Source organism: Chamaesiphon sp. OTE_8_metabat_110, assembly GCF_031382685.1.
Lineage (GTDB): Bacteria > Cyanobacteriota > Cyanobacteriia > Cyanobacteriales > Chamaesiphonaceae > Chamaesiphon.
In genome coordinates this window covers 1-21,628 of sequence record NZ_JANMZA010000377.1, presented here as the reverse complement: position 1 = coordinate 21,628, position 21,628 = coordinate 1, and the positions used below count along the sequence as shown (strand labels likewise).

The following is a 21,628-nucleotide window of genomic DNA, read 5'->3' as shown; positions in this document are numbered from 1 at the left end:
CTACCAGCGCGACGAATGGAAACCCCTCCCCCTCGCTGACATCCCCCCACGCATCTTCAGCGAAGTCATGCGCGATCTCGATCTCGTCGTCAGCGTCGCCCACATCGGCGGAGTCGATCCCGAAGCCAGTGCCTCAACCGTCGAAATGCGATCGAGCATCCTCCGCGAAACCTGTCGCCTGATGAAACTAAATAACGTCCAAATCCAAGGCTCTCACGCCCTCATCAATGGCGAAATCGGCACCTATTCGGTACATCTGGGTAGCGCGATCGTTCATCGTCAACCAGGCGGCGCACTCTGCATTCTCCCCGTCAGTTCCCAACATCGCGGACGACTATTCCTACCCTTCGTCGATGACGATCCAAAGACGGCGGAAATTATGTCGAAGGTGTTGCTGTTGGCGAAGGACAAGGAAATTCAAGATCCGACAATCCTAGAGCAGATTTTGGCTAAGTAGTTAAATTTCAAAAAAATTAAGGTAGTTGTACTATGTCTTCTTCTCGATCGAATAATAATTTGCCTTTGGGTTACTCTTTAAGAGTAGCTACTCAACAAGATCTAGGAAGAATACTCTTTTTTTGCTGGAATTCTTACCTTGGCATAATCACTCTAGTTTTAGTGATTGTAGTGCCAATGATGCTTTGGCAGCTACTTCACAAATTTTCTGTATTAAATTTCGTTGTTTTTTTGTATCTTTTCGTCATCTTGTCTTTTCTTTTTTATGCTTTGTTGTCTGGATATTTTAATCATAAAAATTGGGTTAATCACGAATCATGCTCTGCTTTTCTTGTCGAACACAGAAATGAAATTTGTGGATACATGAACTATGAAAATTTGAGCACACACACTTTTTTACATCTACTATTTGTTGACAAGAAAGAGCAAAGAAGAGGTATTGGTAGCTTCCTGACTAGTTATTGTATGAATAATGCTAGAAAGCCCATATATCTAGTTTGTTATTCTCAGTCAAATAATAACTTCTACTACAATTGGGGCTTTGTTAATGCTGATTATTCAAATATCCCTCGCGAACTTTATAGATACCGACAAAAACAACATTTGCAGATAATGGTTTTCAATGAAACAAATGAATGATGTCAGATAAATATGCTAAAACAACTTAACGCTGATGTCTCATTCGATTGATTCCAATCTTAGCAGAGCGATCGAGTTTGTAGGGTGGGCACTGCCCACCATCTAGATTTCAAGCTTTTCTAGCAGATATTTATACTTGGATGCCGATCTAAATGCGCTCGATCGAATCCAGCAGTATCGATCGAGTTTTACTTACGACCTCTATTTGGTTTGCAATCTACAAACCCGATCGCTTCACTATCCAAATATCCAGCCAAAGCCATCTCAATCACCGCCTCAACTGGAAAATCGATCTCTTTCGATCTATTTATAAACGCTACTCTAATTCGTTCTGGCAGATTTTCTAAAATCGTCTGAGCAGCAGTTGGCGTAAGTTCTTCTAATGTCTGAGATTGCATAGCTTTAATTCTCTATCGGAATCTTAACGTTATACGGTGGTTCTGTTGCCCTGAGTAAAATAGCCTCTAACTCTAATAATAACCCTGGTTTTCCCCAGCGGTCGAGTCTTTCTATGGCAATCCTCACATCATTAGGCTGATAAAGATCGAGCCACGCCCAAGTAAATGATTTATGTCCCCCATTAAACCGAGTACTCAGATCGTTTGTCTTGCCCAAATACAAGAGTCCATCGGTGCGATGGCGAATCGCATAAATACCAGGCGCACGAGGCAAATGATTGAAGGTTCTATTTATCTCTAGACACAGCTCGAAATCTTTAAATGCCAATCGATTCAGTATTTCTTGCGCCTGTTGCTGTAAATCGGTCATTAATCTGAGCTAGAAGAACAAAAATACATCGTAACTGAAGATATAAGCGGAATGACCATCTTCAGGTAAAGTGAATACAATATCTCCCCTAACCATTTACGCGCCTTTCTTTTCTAGCATTGCTTCAATTTGAGCTTCATCTTCATCGCCAGCAGCTTCCCACCGATCGAATTCAGCATCCAATTCTTCATTCTCCCGAATAGCTAACTCAATTTCCTCTGGGTGTACGGTAGCATACACCCAAGCATTCGTTAAATCGGTTGCTGATATAGTTGGATAATCTTTCAGAAGTTGAGCTTCGCTAATACCTAAATTCCGAGCATTTACCAATACCCAGACTGGAATTCTGGTGGAAGAAATACAAGCATCTCCACCACACACGCCCCCGACTTGGTTTGCAATCTACAAACCCGATTGCTTCACTATCTAAGTATCCAGCCAGAGCCATCTTGATTACCGCCTCAACTGGAAAATTTATCTCGATTCGATTGAGGCTCGATCGCAGCACTATTCCCGCTGAGTTATACTGATGGTAAGACTTTAGACTGATTTTCACCCTCATGAATCTAACTCTAAAACCCGAACTAACAGAATTTATCCAGCAAGAAATCCTTACGGGTAAGTATGCTAGCCTCGAAGAAGCGATTGAGGTAGCACTAAACCTCCTAAAATCTAAAAGTGCTACCGACCGATTAGCTACCGAACTCCGCGAAAAGATCGATAGCGCAGCGGCTCAACTCGATAGCGGGGAAGGGTTGAACCCAAAAGATGTATTAGCAGGATTGAGAGCTAAATTACGAACCGATAATCCTTGGCTGGCTGTTGCAGGTAGTTTAGTAGACGATCCATTTTTTGATGATTATCTGGCTGAGATCGATCGCTATCGGACAGAGAACGCCAGAGCAAGAGGTAGTAATTCAATGGATAACTCATTAAGCTACGCAGATATCATCGAAAATACTTTAAAAGAAGCAACAAAAGATCGACCTCGACTTCAATCAATAAGGCTTTATCCTGTGTGCGATCGAGATTCAGGTAACTTCTTAATTCTGGCGACTGGCTGGGATAAAAAAGCTTGGATTAATACAATCTTATTTCATGCTCGTTTAGTGGATGAGAAGATCGCGATCGAAGAGGATAATTTTGAAGAGGGATTGACCTCTATGTTGATTGAGGCGGGTATCGATGCGAAAAATATCCATACCAGTATGCCTCAACTATCAATCACCTAGTTACACGCGCTAGAAGAATAGAGTTTTACTCATGACCTCGATTGGGTTTGGGAACTATAAATTAAATACAGCCTGAAACTGATAATTATATATGTGGTTAGTCGGAATTATTGTCTGTTTTGGGTGGATTTTTTCACTGTGCCTGCATGAATTTGGACACGCGATCGTAGCTTATTGGGGTGGTGATACCTCCGTTAAGAGTAAAGGATATCTGACATTCAATCCGCTCAAATATACCGATCCTGGCTACAGTTTGGTGCTACCCGTCCTCTTTCTACTCATGGGTGGAATTGGCTTGCCTGGTGGCGCTGTCTATATCAACCAGCATAAATTAAGAAATCGCTGGTGGCAAAGTGCGGTATCTGCCGCAGGGCCGAGTGCTAATATCTTAATTGCACTTGGATTGGCAATTCTATTAGGGACAGTTACAGAGCAAAATTTACTTGCAGAAGACCGCCTTAATCCAGAAGTATTTTGGGCGAGTAGTTTAGCTTTTTTAGTTTACTTACAAATTTTTGCGGCGATTTTTAATTTATTACCGATGCCGGGACTCGATGGCTATGGAATGCTCGAACCTTGGTTGCCAGAACAGCTCCGAGTTAAATTTAATGGTTTTCGGAAGTATAGTACTCTAGTTATTATCGGCTTATTCTGGTTCGTTCCGGCTTTTAATTATTTTATTTTTAACTTTGTTAGTCTGCTTACTAGTGCATTACACGTACCAGACTTTTTAGTGAGTAATGGTTCGGCTGTATTTCGAGAACCAATTAATAAAGCGATCGCGTTGGCAATTTTAGTCACAATGGGCTGGGGACTAAACTCTCCTGAAAATAGAGCGATCCAAGCAGGTAAGAACTTAGTTAAGAAGACGCAATATCCAGCCGCGATCGAGTGTTTCGATCGAGCGATTAAAATCAGACCGGATGGAGCTGAAGCTTGGCGGCAAAAGGGTTACTGTTTATCGCAGATGGATGTATTTGACCAGGCGATTAGTTGTTATCAAAAAGTCATCGAGATCGACGAGAGTAATGAGTCTGCTTATTTAGGTCTGGGTCTCAATTTTTATAGTCTTGGAAAATATGAATCAGCCATCTTTTATCTGGAAAAGCTCATTAAACTAGATCCCCAACATAGCGATGCTTATTATTATCTAGGATTGTCTCACCAGCGCTTGCAAAATATCGTGCTTGCAGATGAAGCATTAAGTAAAGCAATAGCACTATCCCCGCACAATAGCTCATTCCTACATGCGAAAGCCGAGCTGATGTACAACCTGAAAAATTATCCAGCCGCGATCGAGACATATCAAGCTTTGGTGAAGATCGAACCTCAAAATGCAACTGGCTGGTACGATCTAGCTTGTTGTTATGCCTTGCAAGATCGGCTAGATTTAGCCCTGCACCACCTCCAAAAAGCGATCGAATTAGAGCCAGAAAAGTTAAAAAATTCGGCGCGTAACGATGCCGACTTTGCATTGCTGCATGACAATGTACTTTTTAAAAACTTAGTCACATAGCAGATCTCGATCGACGGCTGAAATAATGGATCGAATTCAAGCAACATTACAAGCAGTCTGGGGTTATGACGAATTGCGATATCCCCAGCGAGAAATCATCGAATGTCTCCTTGCCAATCGGGACGCCCTAATTGTGATGCCGACTGGCGGTGGTAAATCTCTATGCTTCCAAATTCCCGCTCTATTGAGCAGTGGCGTCACCCTAGTAATTTCGCCTTTAGTTGCCTTGATGGAAAATCAGGTGCAAGAATTGACCGCCAAAGGAATAGCCGCGGGGCTGCTGCATAGCGAACTGTCCACCATCCAGCGCAAGCAGACACTGCAAGCATTGGAACGTCAGCAACTGCGGCTGCTGTATATTTCACCAGAAACTTTACTCACGCCCCCAGTATGGTCGCGATTGTGCCATCCTCAATTGCAGATCGATCGACTGATCCTGGATGAGGCGCACTGTCTCGTCCATTGGGGTGAAACCTTTCGTCCCAGCTATCGCCGCTTGGGGGCTGTGCGTGATGCCTTAATTCGATCGAAGGTCACAGGGACTCAAATGGCGATCGCGGCTTTTACAGCGACGGCTGACCCTCGATCGCAGCAGACGATCGCCCGTGTGTTACAACTCCAGCAGCCAGCCACATTTATTCTCGATCCCTATCGTCCAAACCTCCAGCTATCCGTCCGCCAAATCTGGACGCCACGGGGCAGAAAGCAGGAATTGACGAAGTTTATCGATCGCTATCCGCAGCAGTCGGGGCTGGTATATGTCCGCACTCGCCAGAGTAGTGAGGAGTTAGCGACTTGGCTAGCCGCGCGGGGCGATGCTACAGCCGCTTATCATGCGGGCTTGAGTCCCCAATCGCGGCGACGAATCGAGAGTGAGTGGCTGGACGGCAAGCTTCAGTATGTAGTCTGCACCTGTGCCTTCGGGATGGGCATAAATAAGGCATCAGTGCGGTGGATCGTGCATTTTCATCCGCCAGTATTGCTGGCTGAGTATCTGCAAGAAATCGGTCGGGCGGGACGGGATGGCAAGCCTGCGGCGGCGCTATTACTGGTGTGCGAGCAGACGGGTTTGTTGTATCCAGAAGATCGTCAGCGATCGCGATTTTTTACTGACAGTATCGATCGCTGTTACGATCTGGCAACTACACTAGCAAAACAACTTCCCGCGAGTGGGGATGTGCGGGAACAGACGATCGATCCCGATCGGGCGATGGCGCTATCTTTGTTACACAGTGTCGGTAACTTAGTATGGGAAACACCATTTAATTATCGCCGATCGAATATCGGGAAATCGATCGATTGGCAACCGTTACAAGCGGCTCAGCAGTTACTGTTTAGGGGCGTCAAAGCTTATATCAACGGCTCTGGATGTCGCTGGCAATACTTGCTGACCGCTTTTGGCTCAAAGCAGCAACCAGAGTGGCGTTGTGGCAATTGCGATCGCTGTCTCCGCAATCGCACCGCTGGCTCTCCTAATCGATTACGCTAGTAAATACCAACTCTCACCGCCCCAATTTATGAATCCGCATCAAGAGCGACACACCGCCGAACTTCATCAAATGCAGCGCGCCATTGCGGGATTGCTAGTATATCAAGATATTTTAGCGGGTGAAGTTGGTAGTGCGCTGATTGACTTGCTCCAGGCGATCGCCAATCGCGATCGCTCTCAAGGAAATGCACTTATTTGTCTGACTGCTTACGGACGTTTTTTTAAAGCTTTAGCTACCGAAAATTGTAGTTGGGAAGAATATTTAATCGATCGAATTTTACAAGCTGAAAATCCTTTTAGCCTTCAAGCGCAGAAAATAGATTCTCGCTTTACTTCTAGTCTGGATAAGTATCTATCGCCAGCTCTAGTAATGGCAGCCAAACAAGATCTCCAGTCTTTAAACCTCTTATATACTTACGGAACTTATCTCCCCCAATGGGTGCAGCAAGTGGGTGGCAATCCGGTCTGCTGGATCGAGAGTACTCCCGAGCCATCAAGTCATCAAGACCGAATCAGAGACGCGATCGTTAGTAAACTGGCTGCTAAAAGCTGGGGTGATTTAGTTGAAGATCTCGCACGATATTATCACCAAGCTGGAGTGGGTATATTTGGAAAATATCGAGCATTGAGATGGCAAGAGCGATTAGTGGGAATTACTTACCCCGATCGCATTCACATCGACAACCTAGTTGGTTATGAGCTGCAAAAAGATACCATCATTAAAAATACTCAAGCGTTATTATCAGGTCAGCCAGCCTTAAATATTTTACTGTATGGTGGCAAAGGAACTGGCAAATCCTCACTAATTAAAGCATTACTCAACTATTATTCCGATAACCAATTGAGACTGATTGAAGTTAGTAAATCGGACATGCGTCAATTGCCATTAATTCTCGATCTCGTTACCGATTCGCCTCAGAAATTTATCATTTTTATCGACGATCTTTCCTTTGAAGCTGATGATGAAGCATTCAAAGCACTCAAAGTAGTGTTAGAAGGCAGCGTCACCGCCAAACCCGCGAATGTAGTAGTCTATGCCACATCCAACCGCCGTCATTTAGTCAGAGAATACTTTGCAGATCGCCCACGCCCTCAAGATGCCGATGAGATTCAAATGTGGGACACCGTTCAAGAAAAATTATCCTTTAGTGACAGATTTGGCATCACACTCACCTTTGAACCTGCCGACCAACCCAAATATCTCGAAATCGTCTATCATTTAGCGACCTCAGCACAATTGCTAATCGATCGTGACGAACTCGAAAAACGTGCTTTACAATGGGCAACAAGACACAATGGACGTTCTGGACGTACCGCCCGACAGTTTATCGATTATCTCATTGGAAATGGCGATCGAACCGAGCAGATGAGAGAGAGTTGATAATATGTAGTAGCAAAGCAAAAAATGTTACCAACTCTTAGGGAAATTTGAGCTGAGATGTTGTTTAATTTTGTAATCGATCGAGTAAATATGAAAATGTCAACTGTATCTATTTCCCAGCGTCCGATCCTCGCACTGGGCGTATCGACACTTACTCTCATCGGCATGATGTTGTCCGCAACATCGAGTCAAGCCTCGACCGCAACTACTAGCTTTGTCTGCGGTAAATCTGAAGGTAAACCCGCAACTATCGCTAGAACTAAAAAAGGTGATTTCCCAATTATATTGTGGAGTTCCGCCGCCATGAGCGAAGCCGGATTTACGCCACAAGTTCGTTGCCAACAAGTCTCCGCTAGATTCCAATCCCTATACCGCAGTGGTAAGTTAAAATCTCTGACTACTGGTACGCTGAACAATCAACCAGTAGTTTGTGCGACGAATAAAGTCAGTACTTCGTGTAACGCGCAGAATTTATTATACACACTCAAGCCCAATTCCGATCCCCAGCAAGTCATCAGAAGACTCCATGCCATCCGCAATCGTGCCAGTTCTAGAAGTATCGAAGAAAGTGCCGGAATTACCCCGACATCCGACAACTCGATCGATCTCGATTGGCTTAGTGAAGATAATTAAATTAATTGAGAATTGAGAATTGAGAATTGGGTTTTTGGGATTGGCTCTCTAGCACTTATGGTGATAAGTAAAGTAGGGTGGGCACTGCCCACCATCAGGATTACAGGTGATTTCCAGCAGTTAAAATAACTACTCCCTTCCTACCCAAGAAATAGACATTCACTATTCACTATCCACTATCCACTATCCATCCTAGATGTCTAATTTGTCACTGGGAAGGGAGTATGCCGAGCTACTTACTCAATTCCCAGCATCGAGATCAGCCGATCGATCTCGCAGTGATTGCCAAATAACTCCCGCGCACAATTAATTTTGATCGTTTCTTGCAGCCGGACTTGCCCGAAAGCGCGATCGATAATTTCCACAGTCGTCAGCGTATCCAAATCTACCGACAGAATGGGGATTTCTAGGTCTTCAGCACGACTGAGGATGAACGGTTGAGGGCTGAGATGTCCGGTCAAAATCAAGCACTGTGTAGAGGTTTCTAGCGCGGCTAACTGAATATCGGCGCGATCGCCGCCAGTGACGACTGCCATATTATTACCGCGTCGGAAATATTCCAGTGCCGAGTTGACATTCATCGCCCCGATCGATAGACTTTCCACCATCAGATCCAACCTGTCGGGACGACACAATATTTCAGCATTGAGTTGTTCGACCAATTGCTTGACAGTCACGCTTCGCAGCAACCCATTCCGATGCACGACCCCAAACACCGGGATACCATGCTGTTCTAGAAAGGGTACTAGAGAGGTTTGGACGGACTCGACGCGATCGCGGGGAATGTCATTGATAATACACCCCAATAGTCGCTTGCCAAGCCGCTCAGCCGCCGATAATAACAGATCCACACTGGAGATCGGATGGTACCGATTGACTAGCAACACGCCCGCATCGAGAGTTTCTGCCACCTGTGCAGTCGCCAAATCAAATAAACTCCCTTCATGGAGATTGGCACCACCTTCGACGATTGTCAGATTGCCAGAGAGTCGGAGGCTATCTTTGAGTAACTTAGTGTAGTCTTGGCGATCGACCCCAGTTAGCCGCTCGATTGTCCTAGTGGCATCCAAACCTAGCAGCGGTAGCCCCAGTTGCTCTGAGGGCAACGCTAAGGCTTGTGCCATCAGTCGGACATCGCCATCGAGGTGGGGATTTGTGGCATTTACCGTCACAACTGGCTGAGCATAGGCAATTTCCACCCCCTTTTCCTGCAAGCGAGCAGCAATTCCCAAAATTGTTGCCGACTTCCCACTACATGCTTCCGTCGAAGCCACCAGCAAGTACTTCATAGCCATCCCCACACACTTACCCTTAGTCATTTAACGACTTAACTCAATAATTCATCATCGGCAACAATTCCTCAGCAGATAACTCGTTACCGATATATCTTCCGTGCCTAGAGGTAAATCTAATATATACTGCCGCACACCAAGATCCAATCCGATATTCGATCGACAATCTGCTCCCGAGCAAGTGAATCCAGATTAACTTGCCATCGATCGTCAGGTGAATCTAACTTACCCGCGATCCTCATGACTCAGATCGCAGCTCAAGATGTTCCTTGCCGATTCCAAATCGGTCTGCGGCTATAGTGGATATAAAGATTATAAATTAGAAGTATAGGTCGGATCGCTCGCAATTGTGCTATTTTCAGCAGTTTTAGGTAAAGTCACTGAGGAAAGTTGGCTAGATATCGATCGATATCCAGCTAAAGGATGCGACTCATAGCTACCGTAATAACGCTGCAATCTGCTGTGAAGAGCCAGTCTCAGCACTTAGGGCTATTCTTCCATTCTCATCAACTTATAGTAAAAGTATTGCGGAAAATCCGGAGTATTGGTGTCGCGAATATTAATCAGCCAGTCGATGAGATAGCCGATTAGCTCGGAGTTGACCAAATTCACATCGTAGGTCAGATCGGCATTGTCATCAAACATCATCGTACATCTGGTGAGATCGCCAGGGAGATTTTGAATCACCCAGTTAATCGCATATGGAATTTTCTCCCCACCTTCGATCGCCCGATGACCGCCAAGTCCGCCTTTACTGTAAAGTGTGATTGCTTTGGGCAGCACGTTCCGTTTGGCGGCAGACTTCATAAAGTACGGCGCATATAAATTTACCTTATCTGGCTGCGCGGGAATTATTTCATCAAATAAATTCATCGATTTAGGGGGTAGGGGTTAGGGGTTAGGCTTTAGGCTTTAGGCTTTAGGTAGTGGCTCGACACGACTAAAAATGTGGGCATTCAGAACGCTGAAAAATACAATCAGTAACATTTTGAGAGATCGCTTTACCCACATTTTTAGTCGTGTCGAGCCAGTAGGGTGGGCAATGCCCACCAGCTTTAATGCCTAAGAGCTATGTATGTTGTGGTGAATATCGATCGTACTTATAAAAAGAAACTAATTAAGAATGCTTGAGCTTAGTATTCACCATTCCGAGCTGAGATCTACTGTTTTTGCAAAAAAAATCCGGCTTCACTAGGAAACCGGATCGATCGATGAAAAATAAGTTAACTATTTAGTTTCGGAGAACTCAGCGTCGATGACATCATCAGCACCGCCAGTGGTACCGCCACCGGGAGGAGTGCCACCGTCGGCATCGTCGTTACCACCCCCAGCATTAGCACCTGCTTGAGCATAGATATTACTACCGATCGCCATCAAAGTTTGTTGGACTTCAGGAGTCAGACGTTGAATTTCGGCGTCATCTTCCTTGGTTACAGCTTCTTTAAGTTCTTTGATTAAGCCTTCGAGTTTGGTTTTATCCGCTTCAGGGACTTTATCGCCGAGTTCTTGAAGCTGTTTTTCGGCTTGATAGGTGAGCGAATCAGCTTGGTTTTTGCGATCGATCTTATCGCGGTTTTCTTTGTCGGCAGAAGCATTGCTTTCAGCTTCACGTACCATCCGTTCGACTTCGGTTTTGTCGAGCGTAGAAGCACCAGTAATGCTGATGGACTGCTCTTTACCAGTACCTTTATCTTTAGCGGTAACGTTCAAGATCCCGTTGGCATCGATATCGAGAGTGACTTCGATTTGCGGTACGCCGCGCGGTGCCGAGGGGATACCATCGAGACGGAAGGTACCCAGACTCTTGTTGTCGCGAGACATTTCCCGCTCACCTTGGAGGATTTGAATTTCGACGTTGCTCTGTCCGTCTACTGCTGTCGAGAAGGTTTCAAACTTCTTGGTGGGGATCGTCGTGTTACGAGGGATGATCTTAGTCATCACACCGCCCAATGTTTCGACACCTAGAGATAGGGGTGTAACATCGAGGAGTAATAGACCTTGAGTACCTTCTTCACCAGAGAGAATACCTGCTTGAACGGCAGCACCAACGGCTACTACTTCATCAGGGTTAACAGTCTCATTGGGTTCTTTAGCCAATAAGCGTTTTACTAGCTCTTTGACTGCGGGAATCCGCGTCGAACCACCGACTAAGACCACTTCGTCGATACGGCTCTTATCAACTTTAGCGTCGCGGAGCGCATTTTCAACCGGAACGCGGCAGCGATCGATCAAGTCGGAACAGATTTCCTCGAACTTAGCCCGAGTCAGCGTCAGTTCGACGTGTTTTGGGCCGTCCTGAGTGGCTGTGATGAAGGGGAGGTTGATTTCGGATTGAGTGACACTAGATAACTCGATCTTGGCTTTCTCAGCCGCTTCAGTCAGACGTTGGAGCGCTTGACGATCCTTGCGGAGGTCGATCCCTTCATTTTTCATGAAAGTAGTTGCTAGGTGATCGACGATTTTTTTATCAAAGTCGTCACCACCTAAGTGCGAGTCTCCAGAAGTTGCCAGTACTTCAAAGACACCATCGCCGACTTCCAACACGGATACGTCGAAGGTACCACCCCCAAGGTCAAACACGAGAATTGTCTCGTTACTTTTTTTGTCTAGGCCGTAAGCCAATGCCGCTGCGGTAGGCTCGTTAATGATCCGCAAAACTTCAACCCCAGCAATTTTACCAGCATCTTTGGTGGCTTGACGTTGTGAGTCGTTGAAGTAAGCTGGTACGGTAATTACGGCTTGGGTAACAGTTTCACCCAGGTACTTACTAGCGTCATCAACGAGTTTTCTGAGTACTTGAGCGGAAACTTCTTCAGGTGCAAATTTCTTACCTAAGCCCGGGGCTTCGATTCTAACGCTATTACCATCGTTAACAACTTTGTAAGAAATCTCCGTAGCTTCTTGATTTACTTCGTCGAATTTACGACCGATAAAGCGTTTAACGGAGGAGAAGGTATTCTCTGGATTCATCACCGCTTGACGTTTGGCGATTTGTCCTACCAATCGGTCGCCATTCTTCGCAAATGCAACAACAGAAGGGGTAGTGCGGAATCCCTCGGCGTTGGCGATTACAGTGGGTTTGCCACCTTCCATTACCGCAACGCAGGAGTTGGTAGTTCCTAAGTCAATGCCAACAACTTTTCCCATAAAACTATTTACTACTTCCTTAATAATGACAACAGTTTAAATAATGACGAGGAGTGCCAGTGGCAACTCGCGCGATCGATATTACAGATCGATCCTTATCTTTGTGCCAACACAGACTTTTTAAAAAGGGTGGTTTTCCGTACCTCTTCTATGATTAACAAATTACTGTTAACAGTCCTTGATTGACACCTCTCTACTGTAGGTGACTTACGCCGATGTCGAAATTGAGGCGAACCGTATAGAGTAGTGGTGCTTACCGTAGTTTTTGAGAGTCAGGAGGTTGCGGAGACTGCTAGTGACGTAGCACTCTCATCTGGTCAAGATTCCTGCTAGAGCCTCACCTGTAAGGACTTTCGCTCAGAAGAGTGTGTGTGAAGCTCGACTGCCCAGTGGCTCTAGTTCAAATGTTAGCGGGGAGTCCTTAAAAAAGTCTGAATCTCCAATTAAAATCGGTAGGGATGTTAGTTTGCTGCTGAATTTGGGTACATATAAGATAGTTACATCTACAGTGCGCGCTAATACTCATAAAACTACCCGATCGCATTTGTTTTGATGACTCCAATTTGAAGTTAATGTTTAAGTAGCATTTGTTTTAAAATAAATGCTACTTAAACACTAAAATTTTAGTGTTAAACTATATGCAAAACTTTGAAGATAGAGAGATATCGAGATGCCCTTTAAACCTAGTTACTTCAAAGCAGATTTTTTCAAGGTGCTGTCAAATCCAGTCCGAATTCAGATTCTGGACACTCTGAGATCGGGCGAACAAAATGTCAACTACATATCCCAGTACTTAGAGATAGATGCTTCCTCCGTATCACAGCAGTTGGCAATACTTCGTCGGTGCAACCTAGTCAAAATTCGCAAGCAAGGTAACTTTGTTTTTTACTCAATTTGCGATCCAGCTATTTTTAAAGTCCTCGATGCTGCACTTGAAGTATTCAACAATCACTTGGTTGAAACGCAAAGTAACTTAGCACAAATGAAATAGCTTTAATTAGTTCCTCAACAGCAGCATCTATTTATCAAAAGGTATGAAAACTATTTTAGTCATTGAAGAGGATATCGAGTTTTCCTACTCATTATGTCAATTTTTCAGAGAGAATGATTTTTACGTTATTGAAGCAGCTAATCTAGCGATCGGAACATTATCGATAAAAGAGCAAGATACAGATCTAGTTATTTGTTCGTTTGAGTCACTTGCTTTTGCTCTGACCAAATGCTCGACGCTAGAAAAATTACCCAGCATTCATACTGCTAAAGTCCCGTGGATTTTGCTTACAGCCGAAGCAAGTATTTTCGATCTCTCTGGTAAACTAATTCTATCAGAAGTAACCATTTTAAGAAAACCATTAGAATTCGATCTAATCTTAGAAGTAGTCCAGTGTGCAATAGATCGAGACAGAATAAATAAAAGTTTTAACAAGACTGTATCGACACTGAATCATAAGTATTATCTTAGTGAAGTTGAATTGCAATATAGTTTTAAGTTTAAAAGCACGCGTGTGAAACTAAAATCTTCATCGAAAACTTTTAGTTCCCTTAACAGAAGATTTTATTTGCCAATAGAGAAGAGAAGCTTAATCCTTAAAAGACAAGCGTAAAGCACTGTCTATAAAAATTCATTTGAAATCGCTTGAGATTTTTCTTCATTCATAAATCAATTGAATACACATATCAAGTGTTCATCTCTTATTAGTAAGTGCTGACATTAAATTGGATATTTTTAACGACTTAACAACCATTTTAAATTTTACTTATTTTGCAAAATTACATCATTAAATAGTTAAATGTGAATTTAAAATGGGAATCATAAGATTGAGCTACTGAGATCTATATATAGAAAATAATCTCTGAGCCGGTTGTCTTAATGTAGGAATATTAATATGTCAAACCAACTCACATCTCGTCCAAATCTAGGCCAATTCAGCAGCATTGTTTGTTTCAAGTCAGTAATCACTGGGATGGAAGAAGCGCTGGGTGAAAAAGCCACAGCGATCGCGTTAATTGCTGCTGGTCGCGAACGTGGTAAAAACATCGCCAAAGAGTTAGGCTTGTCTGGTACTAGTCAAGACTTAAGCACGATTGCCACCAAGTTAAATGAAGCAGTTGGTGCCAATGGTACCCACTTAACTGCTGTGAATAAGATCGTCCAAGACGGCGATGTTATTAAAGTTTATTGTTCGGAGACCGTCTGCTCTGCTGGTGAAGCCCCAGGTTCGGATCGTAAATGTACTTTTACGATGGGTGCAGTCTGGGGTGCGTTGAGCGAAATCACTGGTAAAAAACTTCGTGGCGTTCACACGGAATCAGTTTTACGCGGTGGTACTCACGATGTATTTGAATTTACCACTGTCAACTAGCATTAGCACAATTGACTCTAAACTCTCAAGCAAACTCAATCAATCATAATTAGGAATAAAATCATGGGCGCAAGCACAATTGGCGGAATTTTACAGAGCTTTGTATCGAGTACTTCTGATGTCCAAGGTGCAGCCTTGGTATCTCCTGATGGCTTACCTTTAGCCTCCAGTCTTCCCGGTACGATGGATGAAGAACGGACTTCGGCAATGTCTGCGGCGATGCTCTCCCTCGGCGAGCGAATCGGTAAAGAATTAGCACGCGGTAGCGTTGAAAAAATCTTGGTTGAAGGTACTGATGGCTATGGCATTCTCATTGGTTGTGGCGATGATGCTGTGTTGCTTGTTTTGGCTAGTCAATCTGCAAAACAAGGGCTATTAATGCTGGATATCAAACGTGCTGTCGGCGAAATCAAAGCTGTACTAAACTAGATATTTTTTCAAACACGCGAACATGAACTGATATTACGATCTAGGGTTTATTCGATCGAACCGAAGGTGATAAAATCACCTTCGGTTTTTGCTGTGCCCTCAGCAATACTATGTTTGCGATCGCTACAGCGGTTTGATTCCCGTCTATCCCTGCCTTTTTGATGGCTACCTCATCCCGCCCAAACGCTCGATCGGCCAAAACCGAAAGCAAGTATGTCCGATAATATTGGCTTGAGGTAAAAATACCCAAACGTGAGAGTAGTTACTATTGTTGCGATTGTACCTACTGCAATACTTTAGACTTCCTGCGAAAGTCAGGTATTAGGCTTTAGGCTTTAGGCTTTAGGAGAAAATATAGACGAAAACCATACTAGAAAAGATTTTGTTTTTACTTTCGCAGGAGGTCTTTTGATGTCGATCGACAAGTCAAAGCACCAAATTCTTGTCTAGGATCGATTAGCTCTCGATATAACCAATCGGGATAATCCAGTTCATTAAAATCCTCCTCTGAATTCATAATAGATTTTTGTTAACTGTGATTAGATTAACGACTAGGTTGAAGTACGACTTCATCGACTAGTTCGATCGACAAAATCTAAGCAATCACTAACAATCGATCGAATCCCACAGCCTGATAATGATTCGCCTCATACCGTTGGATTTGCTGTTCTTTAATCCCGATCTTATCTGCTAGTTCTCCTTGAGTCATTCCGGATGAAATTCTCGCTTTAATTAATGCGATTGGTAGTTCTGATAGGCGATCGATCGTAATCCTTACTTTACCATCTTTTAAATCTTTGTACTCGGCTATTTCTCTATACATCATCTGAATTCGATCTTCCAAAGCTGCACTTTGCATTCTCATCAACCGAGGATGAGTATTAGTAGCTGATTCTCGATTTTCTAAGAGTTTTGATAACTCTTTCTCTAAATCTTTTAACTTAGCTTTTGTAACTTTATATTGACGCTCGTTTTGGATCATTGCTCGTTTTCTACGTATAAATTACGGTGAATGTAATACTTCGCGAGGATCGATCTCGATAACTCCTCTAGAATTACCATCCCTATCTGTTTGAAAGAAACCAACAAAATTGGGGTTGGGTTTCAGATCTCCTCCAAACCGATCTTGTTGAGCGGCTGCACTATCAAAGACCGGATCTAGACTATACAAATCTACTGTCATCGGGTCGAAACAGCCATCAAAATCATTCGGTTGCTCTTTACTAGTAACATTAGGCAGATACTCTGCCCTGCGATTCAAGATTTCTTGTGCTTTCTGAGAGCCTGTTTTCGCACCATGCGCCGCAATTAGATCCTTTGCACCAGAGATGCGGGCACCTACAGATCGATCGGTATTCACGACGTTATGGGATTTATTGACGATCGATCCGTAGCCATATTCTTCTGCTCCAATATTTCGATTTCTAAGATTCGTTTGCCAATCCATTCGCTAATGGTGGGGACGACTGCGTTGCCAATGAGTCGCCCTCTGCGACCGTCCAGCCGGGAGGAAACCCCATCAGTCGCTCCCACTCTGTCCATGTCAAGTTCCTCGCCACAGAGTATCGGTCGGTCTGAATGGCCGCCTTGATGTCCTCCAGTTTGGGCGCGTAACGTGGGGCAGATGCTTTTTGCCAAGGTATATCCGAAGCCACCGCGACGTTGTACCACAAGCGGATTGTCTCTGAGAGCGATTTGACGAAAATCGGGTCTAGTTTGCGCTTTGCTCGATTCTCGCGCCGCAGTATTCCCAGACAATTCGCTGCTGTCAGTAAAGAAGTGATAGGCACGTTCGGATCTAAAACTTGCGATAAAGAACACTCGGTCGCGGTTGTGGGGTAAGCCCGAATCGACAGCGTTACACGATACCCATCCCCCCAGATACCCGTTCGCTTCGAGCGTGTCGATAACTGTCTCAAGCGCGGTTCCTTGTTCGTCGGAGAGCAATCCCGGCACGTTTTCCATGACCAACCACGCTGGGCGAACTTCTCTAACCAAGTCCATAAAGGTGAAGAACAGACCACTTCGTTTTCCCGACAGTCCCGTTCGTTCTGTATTGGCGGTGCTGAGGTCTTGGCAAGGCCATCCAGCGCACCATAAATCAGAGGGAGGGATAGTTGCCGATTCGAGGGTGGTGATGTCGTCATGTAGGGGTACGTTCGGCCAGTGGCGTTTGAGGATCTGTTGGCAAAAAGGATCTAGTTCGCATTGAAATACAACATTCATCCCCGCTCGTTCTAAGCCGAGATCGAAACCGCCGATACCAGCAAAGAATGATGAGACGCGCATATCGTTACTATTATTTGAACGATCGATCTCCAGGCATTATCAAAGTGTGAATTTAGCTGTTATGACTCATTTCCCTAACGAGATATTTAGGTGTCATTATCCACAACCAATTCAGAAAGTTCTCGATCTAACTTCGATCGATCCAAAATTTCCATTAAAACTTTAGCAGCACCAAAATCATTATATCTAGACGGCACATCATATGTTTTGAAGGGTTCGAGCGGTGAAATATCCAAATCTGCTGCAAGAAGCTGAATTAGTTGAAGCTTTTCAAGAATAGAAAGTCTTCGCGCATTAGGAAGTACTTCAGATAGTGCCATATTCATTTTGACCATGCTGATTTTTCTTCAAGGATTTCAATGTCAACATCTTCAGGTGTCTTGAACGATGGTTGTTGAGATCGCAGATTCGTAATAGTTTCTAATACTGAGCTTCGTTGTTCTGTTTCGTCTGAAATTTCATCCTTATCAAAAACTCTAAGGCAGTATTCTTTGAGGTTAGCAATGAATTCTTCGTCGGTTAAATTAGCAAAGTGATCTTCGAGAATTTTAGAGGCTCTTTCAAAACTTAGCATTGCTTAGATATCTCCTAATTCAATTTAACAATTCTGCCAAAGTTTTGCTGTAACGAATTGGGATAGATGCCCGATATTAGTGGTGACGATGATTATTTCATAGCCGAGAGCTTCTAGCTGTTTTGCTTGTGCGGCTAAAATAACATCTCCGTCTAATTCTCTCGGATCGCAAGTGGGAGTGCCTCGCTGTCTTGATTCTGCCCATAGCTGTGCTGCGAGGATCATTGTTTGGGTATCGATCGGTTGGTATTGGAGAATAGATTTAAGTCGATCGAGTCTAGTAATGCCATTTATCTTGTTAGCCCGAATCAACTCTCGCCTAATTTCATAATCTGCAATTTCTGGCAAGACAAAAATTGTGGACTTTTCCAGGCATCGATCGAACCATGACTGACATTCCCGCACGGTGAGGTTATTTGTCTTGGGATTGGTAACTGCACCAAGTATCGACGCATCTAATAGAAAGATAGTAGTCATTCAGCGGGGAAAAAGGGTCGATTGGACGAGAGACGATCGAGATCGAGAGATACCTTCAATTCTTCCCAAGTTTCTGTCTGTTCTACTTCATCACCCATTTCTCGCCACTCGGCTAAAACTTGCCTCATTTCTACATTGCGTTTGGCTATTGTGGCTTCTGACAAGTCCCATCGATCGGGACTATCTTGTGATGATTTCAAATGTGTTGCTAGTTCTAATCTTTCCTGTGGTGACAGTGCTGCCGATTGTTCGATTAGTTGAGTTAGTTTGGGGGACATATTTTATTGCTCCACACTAGATCGATTTACACGCCCAATTCTAATTATACACATCAGAGTGAATAGTTCATGATAACTACTCGAATCGATCTGTAACTCGAATTCTCATTTAAGATCGATCTCGAATCTTGCTCACTAATAGGACGAGTTTTTAGTTGTGCGATGGCTTCTTCCAGCAATTTAGTCATACAAATCAGTCTAGGTATAGTTAATCTGGTCTAGCTTTATTTTAATTGAATTGATCCTCCAACTCAAAATACAAAATTACTATCTTGGCGTATTCTGCAATGTACATCTCCTTACCTTCCGCATCAAATAGTTTTTTAAGCTATCTATCTATAACTCCAGTCGTAAAGTTAGCTGCAACACTTAAAAACAGTCAATATTTGAACTGGGTATTGACAGGTGGTGACTGGCGGTGCATACTATTTACAGGAGGCAAAAAGCGGCAGTGAGTAGAAGCACTACCGCCCGAAATGTGTTTTGTTGCTTAGAAAATAGTCGTAGAACTAATTTAATCACTAAACCACTTGTTTATACTTCCATGCTACTTGGTAAACCTTATCTTCACTAAGAAAATTACAAATGGAAAATTCATTACAATCAGGATCGGAAATCGTGGTACTGCAAACTGAATCGGAGGCGCAACAACAAGCTTTTGCTGATGCGGCTACTTCTGGTGCGAGGGTTCACCTAACTCATGTTTATCAACAGGGAGGGCGAACTCATCTCACTATGTGTATGTCGAACAAGATGATCGTTGAAATGGCAAAACTTAACTCAGCAGATAAAAAAGACAACAGAGCAGACGTTGATGAGTTTGTGAATCGTCCTATTAATCCCCGTCATGTTGATGAGATTGCTCGTTACCTAGAGGATCGGGAAAACTACATTTTGCCAGCATTTACCTTCAATTCAAGAACTCCACTGCGTGTTTATGCGTATGGAAAAGCTTCTGTCAAGTTTGGTTACGCTTTACTACCAACCGATCTTGAGCTTTATGTCACTGATGGGCAACATCGAATTAAAGCACTGGACAAGATTCGTGTTCAGAGACCAGAAATTATGAATGATGGTGCAACAGTTGTGATCGTACAAGAGGATGACCTTGCACAAATTCATCAAGATTTTGTCGATTGTGCCCGTTCTCAACCTATCTCACCATCAATGCTTACTGCATTTGATTCTCAAAGTCTTCTACCAAATTTTACTAGAATTCTATCAAAGGAATCAGTACTATTCTCCGGCAGAATTGATATGATTTCTAGGACTTTAGGCAAGTCTCCATATTTCTTATTTACTATGAACCAGTTGCGAATCTGTGCTGCTGAGTTTCTATTTGGTTCCAGTGCTAAGAGAGATATTGATTCACGTTCACCGAAGTTACTACAAAGCCCTGAAGACAGGCAGGAAGCTTTAGACAAGGCAATCAGCTTTTACCATCGCTATGCTGAGTTTAGTAATGATTGGAGTCCACTATTAGAACCTGCGGAAAGAACAAAGAAAGTTGATATATACGAACTTCGCCAACAAAGGCTTGATTTCAACGTCACAATTTTTCAGGTCATCAGCAGACTTGGGCATTTTCTAATGTTTGGTGAAGCATTTGCCAATCTGACAGAGCAAGAACAAGAAGATCTGATTCGAGCTATTGCTGATGTGAATTTCAATCGTGATGCTGAACTGTGGCAGGGCAAAGTTGTTATAGATGGTCGTCTTCTAACTCAACGAGGCGTGATTGATGATGCTACTGCTATTGCCGCACAGCAAATTGCCGAAAAAACTGGAATTAACCTGATGGAACGCAATAAATCATAAGGACTGGCGTAACAGCGAGCGACAGTTAGAGGTAGCACTTCTAGCCATTAAGCAATACTAGATCGAAGCAAATTAATATAGATCTATCCTAATAAAAGTTAGGTGTATTTACTTTGACTCTAGATATATTAATGGTGGGTGCTTCTCTACTTACTATTGACAATAATTTCAAAATACAAAATGAACAATATTAATTTAATCGATTTTATCGGTAAAGAAGTTAAATATTTCGACAAGGATGAACTCTTGTTTGGAAGAATAGAATATCCGACGCTCGGAAGACGTGAAAATAAAGAAATGGGAATAGCCATTGATATTTTTCCTGATTTAACAATAAGTCGAATCGTACTATACAACAACTATCTTACTTTCAAGCAATATCCAGGTACTCTACCTAAAGAACTAGAATTTGGACTTTCAAAGGAACAAGTCAAAAAATTATTAGGGGAGGGGAATTGTAGCAATAATTATCAAATAGATCACGACCATGATGGTTATCGTTCAGAGCTATATTTTCAAGAAAATGAGAAGGGCGTAAAAATTACATATAAAAGAGGATCTGATAGTATATCAGAAAGAATTGTAGGAATTAGCTTAGGGTACGCTGAAACCTTATATCTCTAGTCATAAGTAACTTACTTTATGTAACAATCTAAAATCAAAAAAAGGTAAAGTGGATCGACCCACTTTACCTTTTTTTGATTCATATCACAATCTAAGCAATCACAGCCTGTTTAGCACTTGCTTCTGGTGTTTCTGCTTCCGAAGGAGGAACCAACTGCCAGAACTTAGGCAGATACTCCGCCCAGCGACTCAAGATTTCTTGCGCCTTCTGACTCCCAGTTTT

General features: G+C 43.4%; 25 protein-coding genes and 1 pseudogene. 13 read left to right on the top strand and 13 right to left on the bottom strand.

Annotated elements, in window-relative coordinates:
* Both RMO52_RS13915 and RMO52_RS24745 read left to right on the top strand, forming a co-directional pair.
* The coding region (locus RMO52_RS13915; protein ID WP_310415199.1) for a hypothetical protein at nucleotides 1-457 on the top strand (457 nt) is incomplete at its 5' end.
* A 32-nt stretch (nucleotides 458-489) separates the two neighbouring features.
* Complete coding sequence (locus RMO52_RS24745) at nucleotides 490-1,095, top strand: GNAT family N-acetyltransferase (protein ID WP_396134983.1); 606 nt, start codon at nucleotides 490-492, stop codon at nucleotides 1,093-1,095.
* A gap of 188 nt (nucleotides 1,096-1,283) precedes the next feature.
* On the opposite strand, the gene RMO52_RS13910 is transcribed toward RMO52_RS24745, so the two are convergent.
* From RMO52_RS13910 to RMO52_RS13900, 3 genes and pseudogenes are all read right to left on the bottom strand, one after another.
* Nucleotides 1,284-1,493, bottom strand: coding sequence for a hypothetical protein (locus tag RMO52_RS13910; protein ID WP_310415197.1), 210 nt, complete (start codon nucleotides 1,491-1,493; stop codon nucleotides 1,284-1,286).
* A gap of 4 nt (nucleotides 1,494-1,497) precedes the next feature.
* Nucleotides 1,498-1,863: a GIY-YIG nuclease family protein gene (locus RMO52_RS13905; RefSeq protein WP_310415194.1), complete on the bottom strand. Its 366-nt coding sequence runs from the start codon at nucleotides 1,861-1,863 to the stop codon at nucleotides 1,498-1,500.
* Nucleotides 1,864-2,046: 183 nt separating this feature from the next.
* Nucleotides 2,047-2,247 (bottom strand): annotated as a pseudogene (locus tag RMO52_RS13900) (DUF433 domain-containing protein); the annotation flags it as partial.
* A 536-nt stretch (nucleotides 2,248-2,783) separates the two neighbouring features.
* On the opposite strand from RMO52_RS13900, the gene RMO52_RS24740 reads away from it, so the two are divergent.
* The 5 genes from RMO52_RS24740 (at nucleotide 2,784) to RMO52_RS13875 (ending at nucleotide 8,114) form a co-directional block, all read left to right on the top strand.
* The gene (locus tag RMO52_RS24740) at nucleotides 2,784-3,095 is read left to right on the top strand and encodes an element excision factor XisI family protein (RefSeq protein ID WP_396134985.1); all 312 of its coding nucleotides are present in this window, start codon (nucleotides 2,784-2,786) and stop codon (nucleotides 3,093-3,095) included.
* A 91-nt stretch (nucleotides 3,096-3,186) separates the two neighbouring features.
* Nucleotides 3,187-4,611, top strand: a complete 1,425-nt coding sequence (locus RMO52_RS13890) for a tetratricopeptide repeat protein (protein WP_309738143.1) — start codon at nucleotides 3,187-3,189, stop codon at nucleotides 4,609-4,611.
* 25 nt (nucleotides 4,612-4,636) lie between these two features.
* A complete protein-coding gene (locus RMO52_RS13885) occupies nucleotides 4,637-6,100 on the top strand; it encodes a RecQ family ATP-dependent DNA helicase (protein ID WP_309744167.1) in 1,464 nt (487 codons plus the stop codon).
* Between the two features lie 28 nt (nucleotides 6,101-6,128).
* Nucleotides 6,129-7,481, top strand: a complete 1,353-nt coding sequence (locus RMO52_RS13880) for an ATP-binding protein (protein ID WP_396134984.1) — start codon at nucleotides 6,129-6,131, stop codon at nucleotides 7,479-7,481.
* Between the two features lie 96 nt (nucleotides 7,482-7,577).
* Complete coding sequence (locus tag RMO52_RS13875) at nucleotides 7,578-8,114, top strand: COP23 domain-containing protein (protein WP_309744163.1); 537 nt, start codon at nucleotides 7,578-7,580, stop codon at nucleotides 8,112-8,114.
* A gap of 236 nt (nucleotides 8,115-8,350) precedes the next feature.
* Here RMO52_RS13875 and RMO52_RS13870 read toward each other — a convergent pair whose 3' ends face one another.
* From RMO52_RS13870 to dnaK, 3 genes are all read right to left on the bottom strand, one after another.
* The gene (locus tag RMO52_RS13870) at nucleotides 8,351-9,433 is read right to left on the bottom strand and encodes a phosphotransacetylase family protein (protein ID WP_396134982.1); all 1,083 of its coding nucleotides are present in this window, start codon (nucleotides 9,431-9,433) and stop codon (nucleotides 8,351-8,353) included.
* Between the two features lie 462 nt (nucleotides 9,434-9,895).
* Nucleotides 9,896-10,279, bottom strand: a complete 384-nt coding sequence (gene ebsA / locus RMO52_RS13865; RefSeq protein WP_309744798.1) for a type IV pilus biogenesis protein EbsA — start codon at nucleotides 10,277-10,279, stop codon at nucleotides 9,896-9,898.
* Between the two features lie 354 nt (nucleotides 10,280-10,633).
* Nucleotides 10,634-12,553, bottom strand: a complete 1,920-nt coding sequence (dnaK, locus tag RMO52_RS13860; protein WP_310415183.1) for a molecular chaperone DnaK — start codon at nucleotides 12,551-12,553, stop codon at nucleotides 10,634-10,636.
* Nucleotides 12,554-13,223: 670 nt separating this feature from the next.
* On the opposite strand from dnaK, the gene RMO52_RS13855 reads away from it, so the two are divergent.
* The 4 genes from RMO52_RS13855 to RMO52_RS13840 all read left to right on the top strand — a co-directional run bounded on the left by RMO52_RS13855 (nucleotide 13,224) and on the right by RMO52_RS13840 (nucleotide 15,345).
* A complete protein-coding gene (locus RMO52_RS13855; protein ID WP_309741549.1) occupies nucleotides 13,224-13,544 on the top strand; it encodes a metalloregulator ArsR/SmtB family transcription factor in 321 nt (106 codons plus the stop codon).
* Nucleotides 13,545-13,587: 43 nt separating this feature from the next.
* A complete protein-coding gene (locus RMO52_RS13850) occupies nucleotides 13,588-14,157 on the top strand; it encodes a hypothetical protein (RefSeq protein WP_309741550.1) in 570 nt (189 codons plus the stop codon).
* 282 nt (nucleotides 14,158-14,439) lie between these two features.
* A complete protein-coding gene (locus RMO52_RS13845; protein WP_310415180.1) occupies nucleotides 14,440-14,916 on the top strand; it encodes a hydrocarbon-binding protein in 477 nt (158 codons plus the stop codon).
* Between the two features lie 63 nt (nucleotides 14,917-14,979).
* Nucleotides 14,980-15,345, top strand: coding sequence for a roadblock/LC7 domain-containing protein (locus RMO52_RS13840; RefSeq protein WP_310415177.1), 366 nt, complete (start codon nucleotides 14,980-14,982; stop codon nucleotides 15,343-15,345).
* 595 nt (nucleotides 15,346-15,940) lie between these two features.
* Here RMO52_RS13840 and RMO52_RS13830 read toward each other — a convergent pair.
* From RMO52_RS13830 to RMO52_RS13800, 7 genes are all read right to left on the bottom strand, one after another.
* Nucleotides 15,941-16,327, bottom strand: a complete 387-nt coding sequence (locus tag RMO52_RS13830) for a helix-turn-helix transcriptional regulator (protein WP_310415172.1) — start codon at nucleotides 16,325-16,327, stop codon at nucleotides 15,941-15,943.
* Nucleotides 16,328-16,348: 21 nt separating this feature from the next.
* Nucleotides 16,349-16,705, bottom strand: coding sequence for a DUF6932 family protein (locus RMO52_RS13825; RefSeq protein ID WP_310415169.1), 357 nt, complete (start codon nucleotides 16,703-16,705; stop codon nucleotides 16,349-16,351).
* The gene (locus RMO52_RS13820) at nucleotides 16,702-17,634 is read right to left on the bottom strand and encodes a DNA (cytosine-5-)-methyltransferase (protein WP_310415166.1); all 933 of its coding nucleotides are present in this window, start codon (nucleotides 17,632-17,634) and stop codon (nucleotides 16,702-16,704) included. Before RMO52_RS13820 ends, RMO52_RS13825 begins: the two co-directional genes overlap by 4 nt.
* Before the next feature lie 86 nt (nucleotides 17,635-17,720).
* The gene (locus RMO52_RS13815; protein WP_310415164.1) at nucleotides 17,721-17,960 is read right to left on the bottom strand and encodes a hypothetical protein; all 240 of its coding nucleotides are present in this window, start codon (nucleotides 17,958-17,960) and stop codon (nucleotides 17,721-17,723) included.
* Complete coding sequence (locus tag RMO52_RS13810) at nucleotides 17,957-18,208, bottom strand: hypothetical protein (protein WP_310415162.1); 252 nt, start codon at nucleotides 18,206-18,208, stop codon at nucleotides 17,957-17,959. The genes RMO52_RS13815 and RMO52_RS13810 overlap by 4 nt, the downstream gene beginning before the upstream one ends.
* Before the next feature lie 24 nt (nucleotides 18,209-18,232).
* On the bottom strand, nucleotides 18,233-18,685 hold the full coding sequence (locus RMO52_RS13805) for a nuclease (protein WP_310415159.1): 453 nt from the start codon (nucleotides 18,683-18,685) through the stop codon (nucleotides 18,233-18,235).
* On the bottom strand, nucleotides 18,682-18,963 hold the full coding sequence (locus RMO52_RS13800; RefSeq protein WP_310415156.1) for a hypothetical protein: 282 nt from the start codon (nucleotides 18,961-18,963) through the stop codon (nucleotides 18,682-18,684). Before RMO52_RS13800 ends, RMO52_RS13805 begins: the two co-directional genes overlap by 4 nt.
* A gap of 585 nt (nucleotides 18,964-19,548) precedes the next feature.
* Here RMO52_RS13800 and RMO52_RS13795 point away from each other — a divergent pair.
* Both RMO52_RS13795 and RMO52_RS13790 read left to right on the top strand, forming a co-directional pair.
* Nucleotides 19,549-20,781, top strand: a complete 1,233-nt coding sequence (locus RMO52_RS13795) for a DNA sulfur modification protein DndB (protein ID WP_310415153.1) — start codon at nucleotides 19,549-19,551, stop codon at nucleotides 20,779-20,781.
* 180 nt (nucleotides 20,782-20,961) lie between these two features.
* Nucleotides 20,962-21,405: a hypothetical protein gene (locus tag RMO52_RS13790; RefSeq protein ID WP_310415148.1), complete on the top strand. Its 444-nt coding sequence runs from the start codon at nucleotides 20,962-20,964 to the stop codon at nucleotides 21,403-21,405.
* Nucleotides 21,406-21,628: the final 223 nt, after the last annotated feature.

Bases quoted from the DNA above. Each gene is read 5' to 3' on its own strand.
- RMO52_RS24745 (WP_396134983.1), top strand. From the start codon at position 490: ATGTCTTCTTCTCGATCGAATAATAATTTGCCTTTGGGTTACTCTTTA.
- RMO52_RS13910 (WP_310415197.1), bottom strand. From the start codon at position 1,493: ATGCAATCTCAGACATTAGAAGAACTTACGCCAACTGCTGCTCAGACG.
- RMO52_RS13905 (WP_310415194.1), bottom strand. From the start codon at position 1,863: ATGACCGATTTACAGCAACAGGCGCAAGAAATACTGAATCGATTGGCA.
- RMO52_RS24740 (WP_396134985.1), top strand. From the start codon at position 2,784: ATGGATAACTCATTAAGCTACGCAGATATCATCGAAAATACTTTAAAA.
- RMO52_RS13890 (WP_309738143.1), top strand. From the start codon at position 3,187: ATGTGGTTAGTCGGAATTATTGTCTGTTTTGGGTGGATTTTTTCACTG.
- RMO52_RS13885 (WP_309744167.1), top strand. From the start codon at position 4,637: ATGGATCGAATTCAAGCAACATTACAAGCAGTCTGGGGTTATGACGAA.
- RMO52_RS13880 (WP_396134984.1), top strand. From the start codon at position 6,129: ATGAATCCGCATCAAGAGCGACACACCGCCGAACTTCATCAAATGCAG.
- RMO52_RS13875 (WP_309744163.1), top strand. From the start codon at position 7,578: ATGTCAACTGTATCTATTTCCCAGCGTCCGATCCTCGCACTGGGCGTA.
- RMO52_RS13870 (WP_396134982.1), bottom strand. From the start codon at position 9,433: ATGACTAAGGGTAAGTGTGTGGGGATGGCTATGAAGTACTTGCTGGTG.
- ebsA (WP_309744798.1), bottom strand. From the start codon at position 10,279: ATGAATTTATTTGATGAAATAATTCCCGCGCAGCCAGATAAGGTAAAT.
- dnaK (WP_310415183.1), bottom strand. From the start codon at position 12,553: ATGGGAAAAGTTGTTGGCATTGACTTAGGAACTACCAACTCCTGCGTT.
- RMO52_RS13855 (WP_309741549.1), top strand. From the start codon at position 13,224: ATGCCCTTTAAACCTAGTTACTTCAAAGCAGATTTTTTCAAGGTGCTG.
- RMO52_RS13850 (WP_309741550.1), top strand. From the start codon at position 13,588: ATGAAAACTATTTTAGTCATTGAAGAGGATATCGAGTTTTCCTACTCA.
- RMO52_RS13845 (WP_310415180.1), top strand. From the start codon at position 14,440: ATGTCAAACCAACTCACATCTCGTCCAAATCTAGGCCAATTCAGCAGC.
- RMO52_RS13840 (WP_310415177.1), top strand. From the start codon at position 14,980: ATGGGCGCAAGCACAATTGGCGGAATTTTACAGAGCTTTGTATCGAGT.
- RMO52_RS13830 (WP_310415172.1), bottom strand. From the start codon at position 16,327: ATGATCCAAAACGAGCGTCAATATAAAGTTACAAAAGCTAAGTTAAAA.
- RMO52_RS13820 (WP_310415166.1), bottom strand. From the start codon at position 17,634: ATGCGCGTCTCATCATTCTTTGCTGGTATCGGCGGTTTCGATCTCGGC.
- RMO52_RS13815 (WP_310415164.1), bottom strand. From the start codon at position 17,960: ATGAATATGGCACTATCTGAAGTACTTCCTAATGCGCGAAGACTTTCT.
- RMO52_RS13810 (WP_310415162.1), bottom strand. From the start codon at position 18,208: ATGCTAAGTTTTGAAAGAGCCTCTAAAATTCTCGAAGATCACTTTGCT.
- RMO52_RS13805 (WP_310415159.1), bottom strand. From the start codon at position 18,685: ATGACTACTATCTTTCTATTAGATGCGTCGATACTTGGTGCAGTTACC.
- RMO52_RS13800 (WP_310415156.1), bottom strand. From the start codon at position 18,963: ATGTCCCCCAAACTAACTCAACTAATCGAACAATCGGCAGCACTGTCA.
- RMO52_RS13795 (WP_310415153.1), top strand. From the start codon at position 19,549: ATGGAAAATTCATTACAATCAGGATCGGAAATCGTGGTACTGCAAACT.
- RMO52_RS13790 (WP_310415148.1), top strand. From the start codon at position 20,962: ATGAACAATATTAATTTAATCGATTTTATCGGTAAAGAAGTTAAATAT.